17 protein-coding genes are annotated in these 19,667 nt (G+C 54.2%); 5 read left to right on the forward strand and 12 right to left on the reverse strand.

What is annotated here, in order from left to right; all coding sequences use genetic code 11:
• Nucleotides 1-140: 140 nt before the first annotated feature.
• The 6 genes from hda to AACY26_RS12230 all read right to left on the reverse strand — a co-directional run bounded on the left by hda (nt 141) and on the right by AACY26_RS12230 (nt 5,633).
• Complete coding sequence (gene hda, locus AACY26_RS12205; protein WP_339514358.1) at nt 141-845, reverse strand: DnaA regulatory inactivator Hda; 705 nt, start codon at nt 843-845, stop codon at nt 141-143.
• 408 nt (nt 846-1,253) lie between these two features.
• Nucleotides 1,254-1,679, reverse strand: coding sequence for a hypothetical protein (locus AACY26_RS12210; protein ID WP_339514359.1), 426 nt, complete (start codon nt 1,677-1,679; stop codon nt 1,254-1,256).
• Nucleotides 1,676-2,248 carry a type VI secretion system amidase effector protein Tae4 gene (locus AACY26_RS12215; protein WP_339514360.1) on the reverse strand — a complete coding sequence of 191 codons (573 nt, stop codon included), beginning with the start codon at nt 2,246-2,248 and terminating at the stop codon, nt 1,676-1,678. The genes AACY26_RS12210 and AACY26_RS12215 overlap by 4 nt, the downstream gene beginning before the upstream one ends.
• Entirely contained in the window at nt 2,248-2,649 is a 402-nt protein-coding gene (locus AACY26_RS12220; RefSeq protein ID WP_339514361.1) for a hypothetical protein, read from the reverse strand. The genes AACY26_RS12215 and AACY26_RS12220 overlap by 1 nt, the downstream gene beginning before the upstream one ends.
• A gap of 474 nt (nt 2,650-3,123) precedes the next feature.
• Nucleotides 3,124-4,194 carry an AI-2E family transporter gene (locus AACY26_RS12225; RefSeq protein WP_339514363.1) on the reverse strand — a complete coding sequence of 357 codons (1,071 nt, stop codon included), beginning with the start codon at nt 4,192-4,194 and terminating at the stop codon, nt 3,124-3,126.
• Between the two features lie 338 nt (nt 4,195-4,532).
• Nucleotides 4,533-5,633: a DUF2066 domain-containing protein gene (locus tag AACY26_RS12230; RefSeq protein WP_339514365.1), complete on the reverse strand. Its 1,101-nt coding sequence runs from the start codon at nt 5,631-5,633 to the stop codon at nt 4,533-4,535.
• 199 nt (nt 5,634-5,832) lie between these two features.
• Here AACY26_RS12230 and purM point away from each other — a divergent pair, with 199 nt between their 5' ends.
• Genes purM through AACY26_RS12245 form a run of 3 tightly spaced genes read left to right on the forward strand, consistent with a single transcriptional unit; the run spans nt 5,833 to nt 8,254 of the window.
• Entirely contained in the window at nt 5,833-6,891 is a 1,059-nt protein-coding gene (gene purM / locus AACY26_RS12235; RefSeq protein ID WP_339514367.1) for a phosphoribosylformylglycinamidine cyclo-ligase, read from the forward strand.
• Nucleotides 6,891-7,535 (forward strand): phosphoribosylglycinamide formyltransferase, encoded by a 645-nt coding sequence (gene purN / locus AACY26_RS12240; protein ID WP_339514369.1) that lies wholly within the window; start codon nt 6,891-6,893, stop codon nt 7,533-7,535. The genes purM and purN overlap by 1 nt, the downstream gene beginning before the upstream one ends.
• An 8-nt stretch (nt 7,536-7,543) precedes the next feature.
• A complete protein-coding gene (locus AACY26_RS12245; protein WP_339514371.1) occupies nt 7,544-8,254 on the forward strand; it encodes a DUF3108 domain-containing protein in 711 nt (236 codons plus the stop codon).
• A 64-nt stretch (nt 8,255-8,318) separates the two neighbouring features.
• Here the strand turns inward: AACY26_RS12245 and AACY26_RS12250 are convergent, their stop codons facing one another.
• On the reverse strand, nt 8,319-9,653 hold the full coding sequence (locus AACY26_RS12250) for a Wzz/FepE/Etk N-terminal domain-containing protein (protein ID WP_339514373.1): 1,335 nt from the start codon (nt 9,651-9,653) through the stop codon (nt 8,319-8,321).
• 196 nt (nt 9,654-9,849) lie between these two features.
• Here AACY26_RS12250 and AACY26_RS12255 point away from each other — a divergent pair, with 196 nt between their 5' ends.
• A complete protein-coding gene (locus AACY26_RS12255; RefSeq protein ID WP_339514375.1) occupies nt 9,850-10,134 on the forward strand; it encodes a Rho-binding antiterminator in 285 nt (94 codons plus the stop codon).
• A gap of 70 nt (nt 10,135-10,204) precedes the next feature.
• On the opposite strand, the gene AACY26_RS12260 is transcribed toward AACY26_RS12255, so the two are convergent.
• The 5 genes from AACY26_RS12260 to cysM all read right to left on the reverse strand — a co-directional run bounded on the left by AACY26_RS12260 (nt 10,205) and on the right by cysM (nt 16,507).
• Nucleotides 10,205-10,744 (reverse strand): DUF2058 domain-containing protein, encoded by a 540-nt coding sequence (locus tag AACY26_RS12260; protein ID WP_339514377.1) that lies wholly within the window; start codon nt 10,742-10,744, stop codon nt 10,205-10,207.
• Nucleotides 10,745-10,928: 184 nt separating this feature from the next.
• Nucleotides 10,929-11,759 carry a nucleoside triphosphate pyrophosphohydrolase gene (mazG, locus tag AACY26_RS12265; RefSeq protein ID WP_339514379.1) on the reverse strand — a complete coding sequence of 277 codons (831 nt, stop codon included), beginning with the start codon at nt 11,757-11,759 and terminating at the stop codon, nt 10,929-10,931.
• A gap of 6 nt (nt 11,760-11,765) precedes the next feature.
• Nucleotides 11,766-14,012 (reverse strand): GTP diphosphokinase, encoded by a 2,247-nt coding sequence (gene relA, locus AACY26_RS12270; protein ID WP_339514381.1) that lies wholly within the window; start codon nt 14,010-14,012, stop codon nt 11,766-11,768.
• Between the two features lie 231 nt (nt 14,013-14,243).
• Nucleotides 14,244-15,602 carry a 23S rRNA (uracil(1939)-C(5))-methyltransferase RlmD gene (gene rlmD / locus AACY26_RS12275; RefSeq protein WP_339514383.1) on the reverse strand — a complete coding sequence of 453 codons (1,359 nt, stop codon included), beginning with the start codon at nt 15,600-15,602 and terminating at the stop codon, nt 14,244-14,246.
• Complete coding sequence (gene cysM / locus AACY26_RS12280) at nt 15,602-16,507, reverse strand: cysteine synthase CysM (RefSeq protein WP_339514384.1); 906 nt, start codon at nt 16,505-16,507, stop codon at nt 15,602-15,604. The genes rlmD and cysM overlap by 1 nt, the downstream gene beginning before the upstream one ends.
• Before the next feature lie 267 nt (nt 16,508-16,774).
• Between cysM and AACY26_RS12285 the strand changes: the two genes are divergently transcribed.
• Complete coding sequence (locus AACY26_RS12285; protein WP_339514385.1) at nt 16,775-19,546, forward strand: ATP-binding protein; 2,772 nt, start codon at nt 16,775-16,777, stop codon at nt 19,544-19,546.
• Nucleotides 19,547-19,667 lie beyond the last annotated feature (121 nt).

A 19,667-nucleotide genomic window follows, 5' to 3' on the forward strand; every position in this document is an offset into this window, starting at 1 on the left:
ATCTGGCTTTCAAGCGTAACGAGCGCAGCTCAGACAAGGCGAATGGCTGCCTGAAACGCGGAGCTTACTCCTGTAAGTGAGCATTTTCGGGTAGCTATTCAACGCAGTATCAGCAAGCGCAGTCGCTTCAAAGCAGATTTTTACCAGCCGAGAGTTTCTTTGAGAAAGGGAATGGTCAATTTACGCTGGGCTTGCAGCGACGCTTGATCCAACTCCTCAAGCAGGTCAAATAGCGCATTCATGCTGCGCTCGCCACGCGTGAGGATAAACCGCCCGACTTCTTCACTCATATGCAGCCCACGGCGCGAGGCACGCAGTTGCAGGGCGCGCAATTTATCTTCATCGGATAGCCCCTGCAGTTGGAATACCAACGCCAGGGTCAGGCGCGACTTCAAGTCAGGCAGCTTGATTTTCAGTTCACGGGGCGAGGTATTGGCCGACAGCAACAGCTTGCGGCCACTGTCGCGCAACCGATTGAACAAATGGAACAGCGCCTCTTCCCAAATCGGCTGACCGGCAACGGCCTCCAAATCATCAAGGCAGACCAGTTCACAACGCTCAAGATTGTCGAGCAGAGCGATGCCGTGAATGGCTACATCGGCCAAGGGCAAATACACCGCCAGTTCATCGCGCTGCTCAAACTTCAGGCAAGCCGCCTGCATCAAATGACTGCGACCAACGCCGTGCGCGCCCCATAAATAGATAAGACTCTCCGTCCAGCCCGCATCAACGTCACACAGACGCTCAACATAACCCAGCGCCGCGGCATTGGCGCCTGGGTAGAAGTTGGCAAACGTGGCGTCATCACGCAGACGCACACCTAATGGCAGCTGGATCGGTTTCATACTGGGTTTTGCGGCTCATCTAAGCGCTAGCTGGAGATTCTCCATAAAGTGCGAGAAGTTTATAGTCTTCGGCAGAGGATGTCATTGATGCATTTTGCAGCTTAATTCAACAGCTTAGGCCCTCTCGGCGGCTCGAACCTGTACATGAAGGCGCTACGTTTTCGGCACATAGACTCTCGAGGCCAACCCACTGACTCTGCCCGTTTCCACATTGCCATTAACCCAAGATCTTACTGGCAGAGAAACTAAAACGTGGCCTGCCTCAACACCTTTGATTCATATAGAAACCATAGTGAATTACCCACGAGAAGCTGAACGTAATTACCTATCCACAGGAGCGGCCCTTGCGTCTTCCCTGATCATTCCGCCTCTCATTATGGCTTTACCCTAAAGAAAGGGGCGAGTTACTTAGGCTGGGGCATGGGATAGATACTTATCCTGAGCTTTTATGAACTGGTCGAACGCATCAGAGTTATAGATTTCAAGGCACGAATGAAAAACATTTTGCTCGCCAGAAGATTTGAAAATGGCGTGTGCCTTTTTATACGCATCCAATACAAATTTTTTTGTTTCAACGTAGGGGTTGTATATTATTTCCAAGGTGTCTTCATTTTGCTTAATAATGTACTTGCCCGCCCCAATTGGCGAGTATGCTCCTATAGCTAGGTTGATGTCGGATCTTATATCTGATTTGCCTTTGAATTGCTCAACAATACAGTTGGCCAGCCCATAATTCTTAAGTTGGGTTCGGGCATCATCGAGGTCACTGTCAGCAACCGCTAGCGCCCCAGGAATTAAAATATAAACTAAAACACAGCAAATTAAACGATTCACCCTTTGAGCTCCCAATAATCAATTTTTATGAGTTTTACGTTTGGATTTTCGTAGGTGTGGCTATCCAAACGATGGTAGTCGCTTGAGTCTCCGGTCGTGCGTCCATCCCAAAGAGTTACATGCCCCGTTGCATCAGACCACCCTGAAACGGTCATGACAATGACACCTTTTTTGCCACTAAGTAATGCGCTTTCTTGTGGCTTGAACGTTTGGTCTGGCTCTCCCCAGTTGAATTTCAAAAATTCGATTATATCTGAAACTTTTAATATATATGGAAGCCCGTCTTTTCCAGCCAGCCTGTAAATAGGCTTATTCTGAATAATAGTTCCTTTGGGTATTCTGAATCCGCCATGATTAAGTCCCCAGCTCATTCGTAAAGCACACGCGTTGGCATATGCCGCAGGATTCTCAGCTCTTGCCGCTTCTACACCCCCACCAATGAGCGTGTACACATCTAATGAATTTTTATTTCCTACCGCAGCGTAAGCACTCCAAAGGCTGCTGAAGCGAGGTCTACGAATCTCGATAGACGTGGATTCCTGTCCAGCGTGTACGACTAAAGAAGTCATTAGATACTACCCTCCATGTCGAGTGCTTCTTGTTCAAGAAATAGCGGTATTGTTGCAACTCCATCATCACCAACTGTGCCGGTCAGCGTGCGTGAAATAGGCTCGGTTATGGTCGCCGAGACGGTTTCTCCTGCTGCGTAACCAGAGGTTTTAATATGAATATTTATATCGACATAAAATCTAGAGGCAGAGCTTATCGGTGCTTGCTCTTGTCCGTATGACATATAGATTTTGTTGATCGACTTGGTTTGATTATAGGGTGGGGCTACTGGTTGGAATGGAGCAGTATTAGATTCTGCGCCGCCATAGACACTTGATTGGCTTGATAGTACTTTGTTTGATTGAGGTGGACAGCCACAAGCAACATAGTCGCCTTCCAGTGCAACCGGGCCGGCTGGCAAGTTGACTGTTCGAGGGCCGACAGCAACTATTGGCCCTTTGCCTGCACTGCAGGCCGGGCAACTCGCTAAGGAACCTCTGAAAAACTACTGCACTCGATATTACTGCGTTAAAAAACTGCTCAAAATGCTCATTTACAACAGGTAAACTCCGCTTTTTCGCAGTTTATTGCCTTGTCCTATCGTCGCTCGCTACCTTTTTCAGAGGTTCCCTAAATGCCCTATTGATGACGTTTCAAAAGACCCATCGATACTAATACCAGAGTTGCCTTCTAATACTCGTCCGCCAGTCGTGGTTGGTGCTCCAATGCCGATCATCTTCCGACTCATACCAAATCCTTTTGGTTAATAGGCAATGCTTGAGTGCTAAAACATTATAGGTGCAGTGTATCCTCATGATCCAGTGATGAGGACGTTGCCGGTTTGCCGTGTATTATTCTGAGCAGTCCTCACTCTTTTTATGGCCACTGATTAAACTCAATCAATTACGTCGCCATTATTATAAGTACCAGATTGTTTATAAAAATCATGAGCATGACGCAGTAAGACCATGATCACCGCAGCAACGGGAAGAGCCAGAAGAATACCGGCAAAACCGAATAGTTGACCGCCAGCCATGATCGCGAAAATCACGGCAACTGGATGCAGGCCAATGCGGTCACCTACCAGCCATGGTGTTAACAGCATGCCTTCGAGCATTTGCCCCACGACAAAGACTGCAGCAATGGCCAGCAACGGATAGGGATCGAGGCCAAACTGGAAGAGCCCGGCAATCAGTGCAGATGAAATACCAACGAATACACCCAGGTACGGAACAATACTGGCCAGACCTGCAAAGACCCCGATCAACAAACCAAGCTCAAGGCCGATCACCATCAGGCCTGTTGCGTACATCACGCCGAGCGCCAGCATCACCAATAACTGCCCACGCATAAAGGCGCCAATCACTTCATGGCACTCGCCCATCAGCTTAACAACGGTTTCTTCTTGATGACGCGGCAGCATTGAGCGGACTTTTACCATCATCACGTCCCAGTCGCGCATCAGATAAAAGCTGACCACCGGAATCAGCAGCAGATTGGCCACCCAGCCCACCAAAGCCATGCCTGAGGCTGTCACCTTTTTAACCACCATGCTGACAATGTCTGTGGTTTTCCCCAGGTTGTCAGAGAGCGCGCCCTTGAGTTGATCAAGGCGCCAGAAATTGTCATTGAGACCAAACTTCGCCTGCACCCAAGGCAGTGCAATGTGTTGCGTCCAGTCAATCATCTGCGGCACCAACTCGTACAGGCGCACCAGCTGCTTGCCCAGCAGCGGGACCAATACCACCAGCAAGATGGTCAATACCAGACTGAAAATAGCGAAGACAATGATCACACCCCAGGTGCGTGAAACCTTCAGGCGCTCCAACCGGTCAACCAGCGGATCGCCCATATAGGCCAACACAATGGCAATAATAAAGGGAGACAGCATTGGCCCAAGTAGATAGAGCAACCACGCCAACAGTGCAAACCCAACGATCAAATACCAGCGTGGCAGAGCCTTCATTCTAAATCCTCAGGTAATCGTGGAACCCTCTGAAAAACTACTGCGCTCGATATTACTGGGGCAGCCTTTGCTGCGGCCCCGAAGGGGTGAGCAACGCGAATCAAATGCTCATTTACAGCACGTAAAGTCGAGCGCGACCCCGGTCACTTTTTCGCATCTTTGACTCGCTGGCGCTCGCCCTTCGGGCCAGCCTTTGGCTGTTACTCCCGTTGGTCGTTGCGCCTTGTACTCTCGTCGCTCGCTGCCTTTTTCTTTCAGAGGATCCCTTGTGGGTGCAGCCAAAAAACAACCGCTGATGTTATCAGCGGTTGTTTTGATAAATCGATATAGCTCGGTAACTACCAGCGAAAACGTAACACGTTTGCCTTCGGCACATTACTTTGAGGCGCTGGAGGTTGCGGCGTCGCACTGCCTGGCACGTTCTGCTCGGTGCCAGTTTCAGTCGAGGCCTGGCCAGTGCCGGAATTCTCGACGGCAGGCGCCGGGTCTGCCGTGGCAGGTATTTCCTGCAACTGCGCCAGTGCTAATTGCGAACGTAGTTGTTCGGCGTTGGCTTTGACCCTAAACACCAGCCGCCCGTTATCAACTTTGCTAAAGCTCGACTCAAACGGCTCAAGAATCCGTTGAATTTCAGCATATCGAGCCAGGCTCGCACCTTCGATCTCCAGGGTTAAATCTGTTGAAGAACCAGCAGCGGCAACGAAACGTTTTGCCAGTAGCTCACTCACGGCCATCATCACCGAATCTGCGACTGCAGCTTGATCCGCGCCTTGCGCGTTGCCTTTGAAGTTGTCATTGCCGACCCAAAGCCGCCAATCGGCATTCCACTGACCATCAGCTTCACGTGCCTGCACCGCTAGCAGGGCATCGGCTGAGTAACGTTCAGACGCACTACGCAATTCATCGGGCGACTTGGCACTGAGGTTTTCTGCGGTGCCCACCAATTGCTCGCTGAGATCAGCCAAGGGCAAGCGCAAAGGCAAGCCGCGATGCTGTGCTGCACGATTCAATGGCTCGGCACTGGCCAGGCCATCACCGACCAAACTTGTCCCGTTAAGATCTTCATTCAGCCACCAGGTCATCACCGCCGGGCGGTTGGCGCTCCAGATCGGCAGGCCCGCCTGACGCAATGCGCGATCAACACTTGCAGGGTCAAAATTGACAACAATGCTGTCGCCCTCGAAACCATACTGAGTAACAATTTGTTGCGGATCCTTATAAACCTCGGCCAAATCAGGGTTTTTCGAGCCATCGGGCTTGCCGGTCAGGCGTAATACCAACGTGTCCAGCGCGCGACCAAGCTCAGCATCGCGCTTATCAGGCTGCTGACTAGCGCCCGCTTCACGTACTTCATACAGGTCAGAAACCGTTGCTGCCAGGCTAGGCAAGCTAAACAGCAGGGGTAATGACAGAGCGAGCAAACGAACGATCAGGCGCATTAATTAGGTTCTCGACAGACTTAGGAGCGGTTAAAACAGCGCATTAAACAGGCTATACCTTAAACAGCCGCTCGTCCCCCGGCAACCATAGCGCTTCGTGGGTGGTCGCTGCCTGGCAAGCCTGATAAAATCGCGCGCCTCGCAGCCCGGTCCATATAACGCCGGTACTCATCCGAATTTTCCTTAAAGGCCTGTACCCATGAGCAAGCAACCCTCCATCAGCTACAAGGACGCAGGTGTAGACATCGACGCAGGCGAAGCCCTGGTTGAACGCATCAAGGGTGTCGCCAAGCGCACCGCTCGTCCGGAAGTCATGGGTGGCTTGGGCGGCTTTGGCGCGCTTTGCGAAATACCAGCCGGCTACAAGCAACCTGTGCTGGTTTCTGGCACCGATGGCGTCGGCACCAAGCTGCGTTTGGCGCTGAACCTCAATAAGCATGACAGCATTGGCCAGGACCTGGTCGCCATGTGCGTCAACGACTTGATTGTCTGCGGCGCCGAGCCTCTGTTCTTCCTTGATTACTATGCCACCGGCAAACTCAACGTCGATGTCGCCACTCAGGTGGTGACCGGCATTGGTGCAGGCTGTGAACTGGCGGGTTGCTCACTGGTTGGTGGTGAAACCGCCGAAATGCCAGGCATGTATGAAGGCGAAGACTATGACCTGGCCGGTTTCTGTGTCGGCGTGGTCGAGAAAGCTGAAATCATCGACGGCAGCAAAGTCTGCGCTGGCGATGCATTAATCGCCCTGCCATCTTCAGGCCCGCACTCGAACGGCTACTCACTGATCCGCAAGATTATCGAAGTTTCAGGCGCAGACATCGAAAATACTCAACTTGACGGCAAGCCACTGACCGACCTGCTGATGGCCCCGACCCGTATCTATGTCAAGCCGCTGCTCAAGCTGATCAAAGATACTGGCGCGGTCAAAGCCATGGCCCACATCACCGGCGGCGGCCTGCTCGACAACATTCCGCGGGTTCTGCCAAAAGGCGCTCAAGCCATTGTCGATGTTGCCAGCTGGACGCGCCCTGCCGTTTTCGACTGGCTGCAAGAGAAGGGCAATGTTGAAGAAAATGAAATGCACCGGGTACTCAACTGCGGTGTAGGCATGGTTATCTGCGTTGCTCAGGATCAGGTCGAAGCGACCCTCAACAACCTGATTGCTTCAGGCGAGCAGCCTTGGGTTATTGGCCAGATTGCTGATGCTGAAGAAAACGCTGAGCCTGTTGTCCTCAACAACTTGAAAAGCCATTAATGCCGACGCCTTGCAATGTAGTGGTGTTGCTCTCAGGTTCTGGGAGCAACTTGCAAGCCCTTATCGATAAACTCAACCCAAGCTCGGCTCGTATCTGCGCGGTGATTTCAAATCGTGCAGATGCGTACGGGCTTGAGCGCGCCAAGGCCGCTGGCATCGCGACCAACCTGTTGGATCACCGCCAATTCGACAGTCGCGAGTCGTTCGATGCAGCATTGATTGAAGCAGTTGACGCCCACAAGCCACAGCTAGTGGTTCTTGCGGGTTTTATGCGCATACTCAGTGCCGACTTTGTTCGCCACTATGCCGGACGCCTGCTGAACATCCACCCTTCCCTGCTGCCAAAGTACAAAGGCTTGCATACGCACCAACGAGCGTTGGACGCCAAGGATGCTGAGCACGGCTGTAGCGTGCACTTTGTGACAGAGGAACTCGACGGCGGCCCATTGGTCGTACAAGCAGTAGTTCCAGTTAATGCAGAGGACTCAGCCGCAAGCCTGGCTGAGCGAGTTCACCGCCTGGAACACCAGATCTATCCACTGGCGGTTAGCTGGTTTGCTGATCAACGCTTGCACCTTGGGCCACAAGGCGCAATGCTTGACGGTAAGCCACTTGCAACTACTGGCTATATTTTCCGAACTTAGGAGAGAACATGCGTCGCGCCTTACTGTTCGCACTTGCGCTGATCAGCGCCCCGGTCTTTGCAGACGAGATCAAACCCTTTACCGCAAGCTACACCGCAGACTGGAAACAACTCCCGGTCAGCGGTTCAGCAGAGCGCAACCTGACTGACCTAGGGGACGGCCGCTGGGAGCTGAACTTCGAAGCCTCCATGCTAGTCGCCAGCCTTACTGAAACCAGCACCTTCCGTATTGAAGACAATGCGTTCACGCCCCTTAGCTACAAATATGAGCGCGGTGGCCTGGGCAAAGGCAAATCAGTCGAGCAAGACTTTGACTGGTCAGCCAAGCAAGTCATCGGTGACGACCGCGGAACCCCGGTGCGCATTCCGCTGAACCGTGGTCTGCTGGACAAATCGACCTATCAAATTGTCTTGCAACACGACGTAGCTGCAGGCAAAAAAAGCATGAGCTACCAAGTGGTTGATGGTGATGAAATTGAAACCTACGACTTCCGTGTACTTGGCGAAGAAGCCGTCACCACCAAGGTCGGCCAGATAGACGCTATCAAGGTAGAACGAGTACGTGATCCAACACAAAGCAAGCGCAAAACAACCTTGTGGTTTGCTAAAGACTGGGATTACTTGCTGGTTGCCCTGAACCAGATTGAGAAAGACGGCAAGGAATACCAAATCATGCTTGAGGAAGGCACCGTAAACGGTAAAACCGTTAAGGGTCGCTAAACCCAAGGGTTGATTGACACATAAAAAACCGGCTCTAGGCCGGTTTTTTATTGCTGGTATTAGCTTACTGCTGGGCTAACTTATGCCCTGCATGATCGACTGCCAAGGGGTTGAATATCGCCAAAGGCTGCGGCGTTAGTCCGCTCATAACTGAACGCAGCAAAGCCAGCATCATGCCAAACATCAGTCCCAATACCAAGCCCAACACAACGATCAACAGCTTCTTCGGCTTGATCGGCGAAAACGGATTAACGGCTGGCTGGTCGACATCCACCAAATCATGCAGCAACAACTCAGGTTTCAATGTCTGCAAATAGGATGACTCCTCTTCCCACTTGGCTAGCTTAGCCAGGAACAAATCGTCGTTGTCACGCTTGCGTAAGGCTTCAACTTCACGATTGTGGCGCAGCATCCGCAGTTGCTTTTCTATCTCGCCAACATGCGCATCGGTAAAGTCATCGGAACTACGTGCCTGCAATGCTTTTCGTTCGGCCCCCAAAGCCTCAGTACCCATGAAATAAAGTGGAATCTGCTGATTATTCACTTCGGTGCGAATCAGGTTGCTGGATGATTGCTGACCAGTCTCGCGCATGGAGGAAGGTGTCGCTGGCTTGTGGATCCCCAACTGCTCGGCAATCATAATTGCTTCGCTCAGTTGCACAATGCGGTTTTGGCGGCGCAACTTAAGCTGCTGACGCAGGCCTGCCAGCTCGTCGATAAGGTTGGCACGCTTTACGGCATCGGTCTCCAACAGCTTGGCGATTTTCGATTGTTTATCTGCTTCATAACCAATGCGAGCTGCCGCAATCTGGCTTTGCAGTTTGCTCAGGCGGTTAGCCACAAGCGTATTGATTTCAGCCGCAATACGCGTGCGCTCCTGCTCGATGGCATAAGCAACCAAACCATTCACCACGGCAGGCCCATCAACGCCCTCCGGGTAGACAAAACCCAGGCCAACATAGTTAGACAGTGAATTGGCTTTCTTGGCGTCAGGCTTCAAAACGGTGAATGCGGACTCGTTGAGTCGTTCAAAAGCCTGGCCAACAGCCAGCCCAGGCTGCTCAAGCGCCTGGAAAAGGGCTGGATGCTCTTGAAAGAATGCGTAGCGGGTTGAGTAAGACTCCAGCGAGATACCAATGCGCTTAAGCACCTGATCCCTATCAACCTTGTAGACGCCAGTGAGGTTGAGTTCGTCAAAGCTTTTCAGTGACGTTGGCTTGAGGATGCTTTGCGTTTGATAGTACGGCGTTGCGAGTATTGCATAGGCAGTTGCTGCGATGCCAAACAGCGCCATGACTGACGCAATCAACCAACGCTGTCGCCACAAACCATTGACCAAGGCAATTAAATCAATCTCATCATTTCTGGTTTCTGGATCATGGCTTACGCGAGCATTCATTACAGCATCCATTAAATTGCTTGGAAAATTCCTCTTCGGTGCTTATCTATCATGCCTAGAATATGCCCTAGAACCTGACAAAGGATTGGTCACCCTGAAGGGCGGGCGAAGATAGCAATTAGCCATCATTTTGCCAAGCAATTGATAGAATTGATAAAAACAGCAATCCAATTAACTCATCAGCGGGAAAGCCTGCATGCAGCAAACACCCTATCAACCACTGGCCTGCGCCCTTTATGACGTAATAGAGATCGCCTGCCTGCATCGTTACTATGTGGTGATCGAGTTGGTCAACGGCGCCACTCTTGAAGGCCAGGCGCTAACCACTGAAACAAGTGCCGATAAGCAAGAATTTCTAATCCTTGGGACTGCTGACGACAAAGTGCGCGTGCGCCTCGACCAATTACAGGCGATCACTGCTGTGACCCCAGGCGCGAGCTTCAAACGCATCGAGCTGAACAAGCCAAACAGTTCGTCCTGAGCGTTACAACAAAACGACAGGTATTAAAAAGCCGGGCATAAGCCCGGCTTGAACAGCCCGTAGTAATCAATCACCACATCAGGTCATCCGGCACCTGATAGGCCGCGTACGGATCATCGGCATCTGGGGCTTCGGTTGGCGTATTGAGCAGCACCACGCGACGCGGGTCGCGCTCCTGGATCTTCAGCGCCGCCTCACGCGGGATCACTTCATAACCGACGCCGTGACGCACAATGGCCAGCGAGCCGCTGCTTAACTTGTTGCGCACCAGGTCATTGACCGGCAAGCGCTTAACTTTCTTGTCATCGGCAAAATTGTAGTAATCCTCGGTCGTCAGCTTGGGCAAGCGCGATGCCTCAATCAGCTGCTTGACCTGTGCCGCCCTGGCCTTTTGCTCGACCTTTTCTTGCTGTTGGCGATTCAGCTCTTGGTCACGCGCCAGCTTCTCAGCCCTTGCCTGCTCTGCTGCCAACTGTTGCGAGTTGTCTTTCTCGACTTGGCCTTTGTGCTCCATGCGCTGCTGTTTTTGCTTTTGCTTAGTAGCCTGCTTGGCCTGCTTCTCGTTGACCAACCCTGCCTTCAGTAGCTGGTCGCGTAGTGATAAAGCCATGACTTACCTCAGTATTCAACGACAGCAACCTCGATCCACACAGGTCTTGTTGCCATTTGTTTTGATCTAATTTTCAACCAGTGCCTCGCCAATCGCGACGATCAAAGTCACAACCAGGGCCGGCAGTGCTCAGATTTATCGACGCAATTCCCATCTGCCGCGCATATTGATTGCTTATTGGCCATCAGCCAAGTGTTTGCTGTTTTTCAAGCTTCTTGGCCTCGCCCCACAAGGCATCGAGTGACTCCAGGTCGCACTTTGCAATGTCGCGCCCTGACTCGCGCAGCGCTTGCTCGATAAACCTGAAGCGCCGCTCAAACTTAGTGTTCGCCGCACGTAACGCCGTCTCCGGGTCAACCTTCAAGTGCCGGGCAAGGTTAGTCACCACAAACAGCAGGTCGCCAAGCTCTTCAGCAACGGCAGAGTGGTCATTTTCGCTCATGGCTTCAAGCACTTCATCCAGCTCTTCGCGGACTTTATCAACCACTCCGAGCGGCTCTGGCCAGTCGAACCCTACCTGCGCCGCACGTTTTTGCAGTTTTACTGCACGTGACAGCGACGGCAATGTACTAGGCACATCGTCCAGCAGCGAAAGCTGTTCGGGCGCTTGTGCTTTCTCGGCACGCTCCTCAGCCTTTATCTGCTCCCAACGCAGCTTGACCGCTTCTGGATCAAGCTTGGGCAGCTCGACCGAGCCGTACAAATCACCATCTGGAAACACATGGGGATGGCGGCGTACCAGCTTGCGGGTAATGGTGTCGATTACTTCAGCAAAACCAAAGCGCCCCTCTTCTGCTGCCAACTGGCTGTAATAAACCACCTGGAACAGCAAGTCACCGAGCTCGCCAGGCAAATGATCGAAATCACCACGCTCAATCACATCAGCGACTTCGTAGGCCTCTTCAAGCGTATAGGGCACTATCGTCGCGTAGCTTTGCTCCAGATCCCAAGGGCAGCCATGCTTTGGGTCACGCAAGCGCGCCATAAGGTGGAGCAAGTCATTTAGCTGGTACATAAATCCTCAGGAAGAACTGCGCAAACGCCGGGCTTCGATAATGTTGGGCAACTGTGAAATCCGCCCCAGCAAGCGTCCAAGTGCTTCTAGACCGGGGATTTCAATGGTAATCGACATCGTCGCGGTGTTGTCTTCCTTGTTCGACTGGGTATTGACCGCCAGTACATTGAGTTTCTCGTTGAGCAGTATCTGGGTCACATCGCGGAGCAGCCCGGAACGGTCATATGCGCGAATAACCACGTCAACCGGGTAGGTCTGCACCGGCACCGGCCCCCAACTGACCTGGATCATCCGCTCCGGCTCGCGCCCTGCCAATTGCAACACCGCCGCACAATCCTGACGGTGAATACTCACGCCCCGCCCCAAGGTGATATAGCCAACGATCGGATCGCCCGGCAAAGGCTGGCAGCAGCCGGCCATTTGCGTTAGCAGGTTACCGACACCCTGAATTTGAATATCGCCACGCTTGCCTGGCTTGAAGCCCAGTGCTTTGCGCGGAATAAGCTCAAGCTGCTCGGTATTGCGCTCAGGCTCGATCAACTGTTGCGCGAGGTTCACCACATGGGCCAAGCGCACATCTGCCGCGCCCAGAGCAGCAAACAAGTCCTCGGCCGACTTCAGGTTGGCCTTTTCAGCCAGCTTCTCGAAATCGACATGTGACAGCGCCAAACGACCCAGCTCACGCTCCAGCAAGCCTTTACCAGCGAGCACATTCTGATCCCGGTCCTGCAACTTGAACCAGTGGACAATTTTTGCCCGCGCCCGCGAAGTGGTGATGTAGCCCAGGTTGGAGTTCAGCCAATCGCGGCTCGGCGTGCCTTGCTTGCTGGTGATGATTTCGACCTGCTCGCCGGTTTGCAGGCTGTAGCTCAGCGGCACGATGCGCCCGTTTACCTTGGCACCACGGCAGTTGTGACCGATTTCGGTATGCACACGGTAGGCGAAGTCCAGCGGCGTCGAGTCCTTGGGCAAGTCAACTGCGTGGCCATCAGGCGTGAATACATACACCCGATCTGGCTCGATATCGACCCGCAGCTGTTCGGCCAGGCCGCCAATGTCGCCCAGCTCTTCATGCCATTCGAGCACCTGGCGCAACCACGAGATTTTCTCTTCGTAGTGGTTCGAACCCGACTTGACGTCAGTGCCCTTATAGCGCCAGTGAGCACAGACGCCCAGCTCAGCCTCTTCGTGCATCGCAGCAGTGCGAATCTGCACCTCAAGCACTTTGCCCTCAGGGCCTAGAACAGCGGTGTGCAGCGAGCGATAGCCGTTTTCCTTGGGGTTGGCGATGTAGTCGTCAAACTCCTTGGGAATGTGCCGCCACAAGGTATGGACAATACCCAGCGCGGTGTAGCAGTCGCGCATTTGCGGGACCAGAACTCGCACAGCACGCACGTCATAAATCTGACTGAACTGCAGGCCCTTGCGCTGCATTTTTCGCCAGATGGAGTAAATATGCTTGGCCCGCCCACTGATATCAGCCTCAATGCCAGTGGCCTCAAGCTCTGAGCGCAGCTGATCCATCACTTCATTGATGTAGTGCTCTCGATCAAGGCGACGCTCATGCAGCAAGGTGGCGATCTGCTTGTACTGTTCGGGCTCAAGGTAGCGAAAGGATAAATCCTCAAGCTCCCACTTGATATGACCGATGCCCAAGCGGTGAGCCAATGGCGCGTAGATATCAAAGACTTCGCGTGCAACCCGCTGGCGCTTTTCATCGTCAGCCAGCTTCACTGCACGAATCGCGCAGGTGCGCTCGGCCAGCTTGATCAGCGCAACGCGCACGTCATCGACCATGGCGACAAGCATTTTACGCAGGTTATCGACCTGGGCCTGCGAGCCCAACACCATGGAGTCGCGCGGGTTCATGCTTGCGCTGATGGCTGCCATGCGCAGTACACCTTCGATCAGCTTGGCGACCACCGGACCAAAGCGCTGATGCACGGCCGCCAGTTCAACGGTGCCTTCGCGAACACCGCGATAGAGCACTGCCGCGACCAAGGAATCCTGGTCAAGTTTGAGATCGGCGAGAATCTCGGCGATTTCAAGACCAACGCGAAAACTGGAAGCGCCTTCACTCCACAGGTTTTGTGCTGCGTTGGCTTGCTGCTCAGCCTCACGGGCGAACTCACATGCGCTGCGCAGAGCGTCACGATCCAATGCGGGATCAACGCCAAGCACGTGATCCAGCCATGCCTCAAGGTTGATGCTGCCGTCATCGTTGATCGGCTGATGCGCTCTAACCTGAACCATTTTGCTTACCTTCCCTACGAAGCGCACATTGCGCTACGAATCGACGCCGACCGCCTAATCAAGAGGGCCGGTCTAACTGCTGTAAGGCGCAAATCCTTCACACCCCTGCATGCGCAACCGGGACACTGCACATAACAGCGATGCAAGCTGCCCCGAACTGCGACCTTCGAACTGCATGAGGCATTTTCATGCCTCGCGACCCGCAAGAGTCAAATCCTGTTAACTGGCCAATTAACTGTTTGCCAGCTCAAATAAAACCATGGCCTCAACATGCGCCGTCTGCGGAAACATGTCGAGAATGCCAGCTTTTTTCAAACGGTAACCCTGTGCAATTAGCTGCTCGGCATCCCGTGCAAGCGTTGCCGGATTACAGGAAACATATACCACCCGGCCCGCACCCAGTGCAGCAAGTTGCTTCACCACTTGATAGGCACCATCGCGCGGCGGGTCAAGTAAAACTGCGGAAAACCCACCTTTGGTCCAAGTTTTGTCAGTCAGCGACTCGGACAAGTCCGCGTGATAAAAGTGCGCATTGCCCAGTGAATTTTCCAGCGCATTTGCAGCGGCCCGTTCAACCATCGCCTGCACGCCTTCAACCGCAACAACTTCTTGGGCTAGACGAGCCAATGGCAAGGCAAAATTACCCAGGCCACAAAATAGATCAAGAACCCGCTCATTGTCTTGCGGAGCCAGCCACTCCAAGGCCTGGGCAATCATCGACTGGTTAACCGAGGCATTGACCTGCACAAAATCCCCAGGCCGATACGCCAGCTCCAGCTCCCAGTCAGGCAAGGCATACGCCAGACGTTGGCCGGCAATGAATGGCGCTGGTTCACCCGCGCCATGCAACCACAATTGTGCCTCGTGCTCGGCGCAAAACTGCTGTAATCGATTGAGATCCGCCTCTGGCATTGCTTCGGTGTGGCGCACCAATACCGCACTGGCAGTGCCATTAAATAGCTCAACGTGACCGATCGCCTGTGGCTTTTCAAGCTGGCCCAGTACATCTGGCAGACCGCGCAAGATTGGTTGCAAGGGCTGTACCAGAACCGGGCAGTCATCTATCGCAATAATTTCCTGACTTGCCGCTGCGCGAAAACCTACCGCCAGGTGCTTGCGCTTGGGATCCCAGCGCACAGCCACGCGGGCCCGGCGCCGATAACCGAACTCGGGACCCGTCAAGGGTGCGACCCACTGCTCAGGCTGCACCTGGGCCAGACGGCTTAACTGTTCTGCGAGCATTGCCTGCTTGAGTGCAAGCTGATCCGCATGCGCCATGTGCTGCACACTACATCCCCCGCAGGTGCGAGCATGTGCACAGGGTTCAGGGCGACGCTCGGAGCTGGCAAGCATAATGCGCTCACTGCGCGCTTCGACCACTTGGCTACGGGCTGACTGCACGCGTGCCTCAACATGCTCGCCCGGCAGCGCTCCGGATACAAACCAGGTGCGCCCCTCACTGAAAGCAATACCGCGGCCATCGTTGGCCAAACGTTCTATGATCAACTTCTGCTTTTTGCCCACGGGCACCTGTGGCGCTCGTGTTCCACCGCTGGGTTGAAAGCGTAAACCGCCGCTTTTCTTGGCCATTAATGCTGTGGCGCGTCGTAGATGCCGGTCGACAGATAACGATCGCCACGATCACAGATGATCGCCACCATTACTGCGTTTTCAACCTGTTGTGACAGGCGCAACATAGCGGCGACAGCGCCGCCTGAAGAGACGCCACAAAAGATTCCTTCCTCACGCGCCAACCGGCGCATGACCTGCTCGGCCTCGTCCTGCCCCATGTCGACCACTTGATCAACGCGCTCGGCATCAAAGATTTTTGGCAAGTACTCATGCGGCCAGCGGCGAATACCGGGAATCGAGGCACCTTCTTGCGGCTGCAAGCCAACGATCTGCACCTGGGCGTTCTGCTCCTTGAGGTAGCGCGAAACCCCCATGATGGTGCCCGTGGTGCCCATGGAGCTTACGAAGTGGGTAATGGTGCCCTGGGTTTGTTGCCAGATCTCAGGGCCGGTGGCGTCGTAATGGGCCTGGGGATTATCACCATTGCCAAACTGATCAAGCACCTTGCCGCGACCTTCGCGCTGCATGCGCTCGGCCAGATCACGCGCGCCTTCCATCCCCTCTTCACGCGTTACCAGAACCAGCTCGGCACCATAGGCGGTCATGGCTGCCTTGCGCTCAGCGGTCGAGTTGTCCGGCATGATCAAAACCATCTTGTAGCCTTTGATCGCCGCAGCCATCGCCAATGCAATCCCGGTATTGCCCGAAGTTGCCTCGATCAGGGTATCGCCTGGCTGAATATCACCACGCAGCTCTGCACGGGTAATCATCGACAACGCCGGGCGATCCTTGACCGAACCTGCCGGGTTGTTGCCTTCCAGCTTGACCAGCAGCGTATTCGAGGTATTACCGGGCAGGCGCTGTAGACGCACCAGCGGTGTGTTGCCGATGCACTCGGCGATGGTCGGAAATTGCACGGTCATGACGTCAATCAGGTCCAAACTACTTGGGGGGGTGCCTATGATAACGGTAAACCACTATGCGCCCACAACAAAGCACCTCATACGCCGGTCTGCTTTATTCAATACAGGCTCAATGCCAATTGGCGAGACAAGGCATCAACCGGCCAATACAGCTAGTGTTGGACCCACTGGCCTGTAGCGCCCGGCGAGCGGCGCTGCATCGAGGAACCTCTTGTTGGATGGTACGCAAACGGTACACTGCGCAGTAACAATCAGAGAGGGATGTGCGTGTTCAAGGACCTAGGCATAAAAGGCCGCGTTTTAATACTGACGCTATTGCCAACCAGTCTGCTGGCGTTCCTGCTTGGTGGGTACTTTATCTGGGCACAACTCTCGAGCCTTGAGGGCCAGTTACTGCAACGTGGCGAGATGATTGCTGAACAGCTGGCTCCACTTACCGCTCCGGCGTTTCTGCGCGGTGATGTCGAGGTGCTTCAGCGCATCGCCACCCAATCTCTTGAGCAGCCTGACGTTCGCGCAGTGAGCCTACTCGACAAAGATAAAGTGCTGCTTGCCCATGCCGGGCCGAGCATGCTTAATCCAATGCCCACCGTCGGCAGCGGCACTGACAAACTCGCAGCCAAGCACACCGGCGACGACGCCACACGCTTTTTACTTCCAGTGTTTGAACACCACCTGAGTCTGACCGGCGAGCCTCCCCACCTAGGCAGCGATAAGCTGGTCGGCTGGGTCGAGCTTGAATTGTCGCATCACGCCACCCTGCTCAGTGGTTACCACAGCTTGCTCACCAGTCTATTGCTGGTAGCTGCTGGATTGGTGCTCACGGCGTTGCTTGCATTGCGCATGAGCCACTCGATCAACGACCCGTTGCGCCGGGTCAAAGAGAGCGTTGCACAACTTAAGGAAGGCAAACTCGAAACCCGCCTGCCACTGCTTGGCAGCCAGGAGCTGGACGAACTGGCATCAGGCATCAATCGCATGGCCGAAGCCCTGCAAAATGCGCAGGAAGAACTGCAGCACAGTATTGACCAGGCAACCGAGGACGTTCGCCAGAACCTCGAAACCATTGAGATCCAGAACATCGAGCTGGATTTCGCCCGCAAAGAAGCGCTTGAGGCCAGTCGAATCAAATCCGAGTTCCTGGCCAACATGAGCCATGAAATTCGCACACCCCTTAACGGCATCCTTGGCTTCACCAACCTGCTACAAAAGAGCGACTTGACCCCTCGCCAGCAGGATTACCTGAGCACCATCGAAAAGTCGGCAGATAACCTGCTCGGCATCATTAATGAAATCCTTGATTTCTCGAAGATCGAAGCCGGCAAACTGGTGCTTGAGAGCATCCCATTCAACCTGCGCGAACTGATTCAAGACACCCTGACAATTCTGGCGCCAACAGCCCACGAAAAGCACCTTGAGCTGCTGAGCCTGGTCTACCGCGACACACCGCGCGCCCTGCTCGGGGACCCCCTGCGTCTTAGGCAGATCCTGACCAACCTGGTCAATAACGCCATCAAATTCACCCGTGAAGGCAGCATTGCCGTGCGCGTGATGCTCGAAGACGAAAGCGACAGTCGCGCACAGATACGCATTAGCGTGCAAGACAGTGGAATTGGCCTGTCCGATGACGACCTGCGCCTGCTCTTCCAAGCCTTCAGCCAGGCTGACAACTCGCTTTCACGGCAAGCGGGCGGCACTGGCTTGGGCCTGGCAATTTCGAAGCGCCTTGTTGAGCAGATGGGTGGTGAAATTGGCGTCGACAGCTCGCCGGGCCAAGGTTCGGAATTCTGGATATGCCTGAGCCTACCCAAAGCGCGCGCAGACATTGAAGACCTTCCACGCCCACCACTGCTTGGTCGCAACATTGCGATCCTGGAAACCCATGAACTGGCGCGCCAGGCCTTACAGCATCAACTCGAAGATTGCGGGCTCAATGTCAGCGCATTCAATGAACCAGGCTCGCTGATCGAAGCGATTAGCGCCTCACAACAAGACCAAAATCCAATTGGCATTGCGGTCCTGGGCGTAACATCCCGTGAGCTACCACCCGAAAAGCTTGAGCGGTACATCCACCAACTTGAGCAGATGGCCTGCAAATGCATCGTGCTCTGCCCGACCACCGAGCAAGTGCTGTATCACAGCAGCTTGCCGGACGCCTATACCCAACTGCATGCCAAACCAGCGTGCACACGCAAGCTGCAACGCGCCTTGAGCGAAATGGTCAGCCCGCGTCACCAACGCTTGGTCGCCGAAACGCCAGAGTCCACCCGAACGCCGAGTATTCTCTGCGTTGACGACAACCCGGCCAACTTGCTCTTGGTGCAGACCCTGCTAGAAGACATGGGCGCCAGTGTCAGCGTCGCTAAAGATGGTCACGAAGCCCTGGATATAGCCAAGAGTATCCGTTTTGACATGATACTCATGGATGTGCAGATGCCAGGCATGGATGGGCGGGAAACCACAGAAGCGATTCGCCTCTGGGAAACGGAGCAGATCAAGAGCGCAGTGCCGATCATTGCCCTCACCGCCCATGCCCTGTCCAATGAAAAACGTACCCTGCTGCAAAGTGGCATGGATGATTACCTGACCAAGCCGATCAGTGAGCGGCAACTGGCTCAGGTGGTGCTGAAATGGACCGGATTATCGCTGCGCGCACTTATACCCGAGCCTGCGGATGACAACTCTCGACTGGACATAGACCTCAACCAGATCAGCACCCTGGACATCGAAGAAGGCTTGCGCCTGGCTGCCGGAAAGGCCGATCTGGCCGCCGACATGCTCAATATGCTGCTGGCGGGTTTACCAACAGACTTGCAAGCCATACGTCAGGCCCGCCAGGCCGGAAACAGCCAGCTTCTGATTGAACGGGTACATCGCCTGCACGGCGCCACCCGATACTGCGGAGTGCCGCAGTTGCGAGCCACCTGTCTGCGCAGTGAAACACTGTTGAAGCAGGATGATCCAGCGGCAAGAAATGCACTCGATCAACTTGAAGTGGCCATAAAACGCCTGATGTCCGAGACCCAAGCCAAGGCTTAACAACTCCAGGTTCGCGCAAGGCATCCAACCTGCGCGGGCTGAGCCCTGTGTCTATGCTAAAACAGTCAGTTTCAGGCATACACATCGATCAGGTTTAGGCCGCTGCGTGATAGCATTCGCG

The organism is Pseudomonas sp. RL_15y_Pfl2_60, assembly GCF_963970595.1.
Classification (GTDB): domain Bacteria; phylum Pseudomonadota; class Gammaproteobacteria; order Pseudomonadales; family Pseudomonadaceae; genus Aquipseudomonas.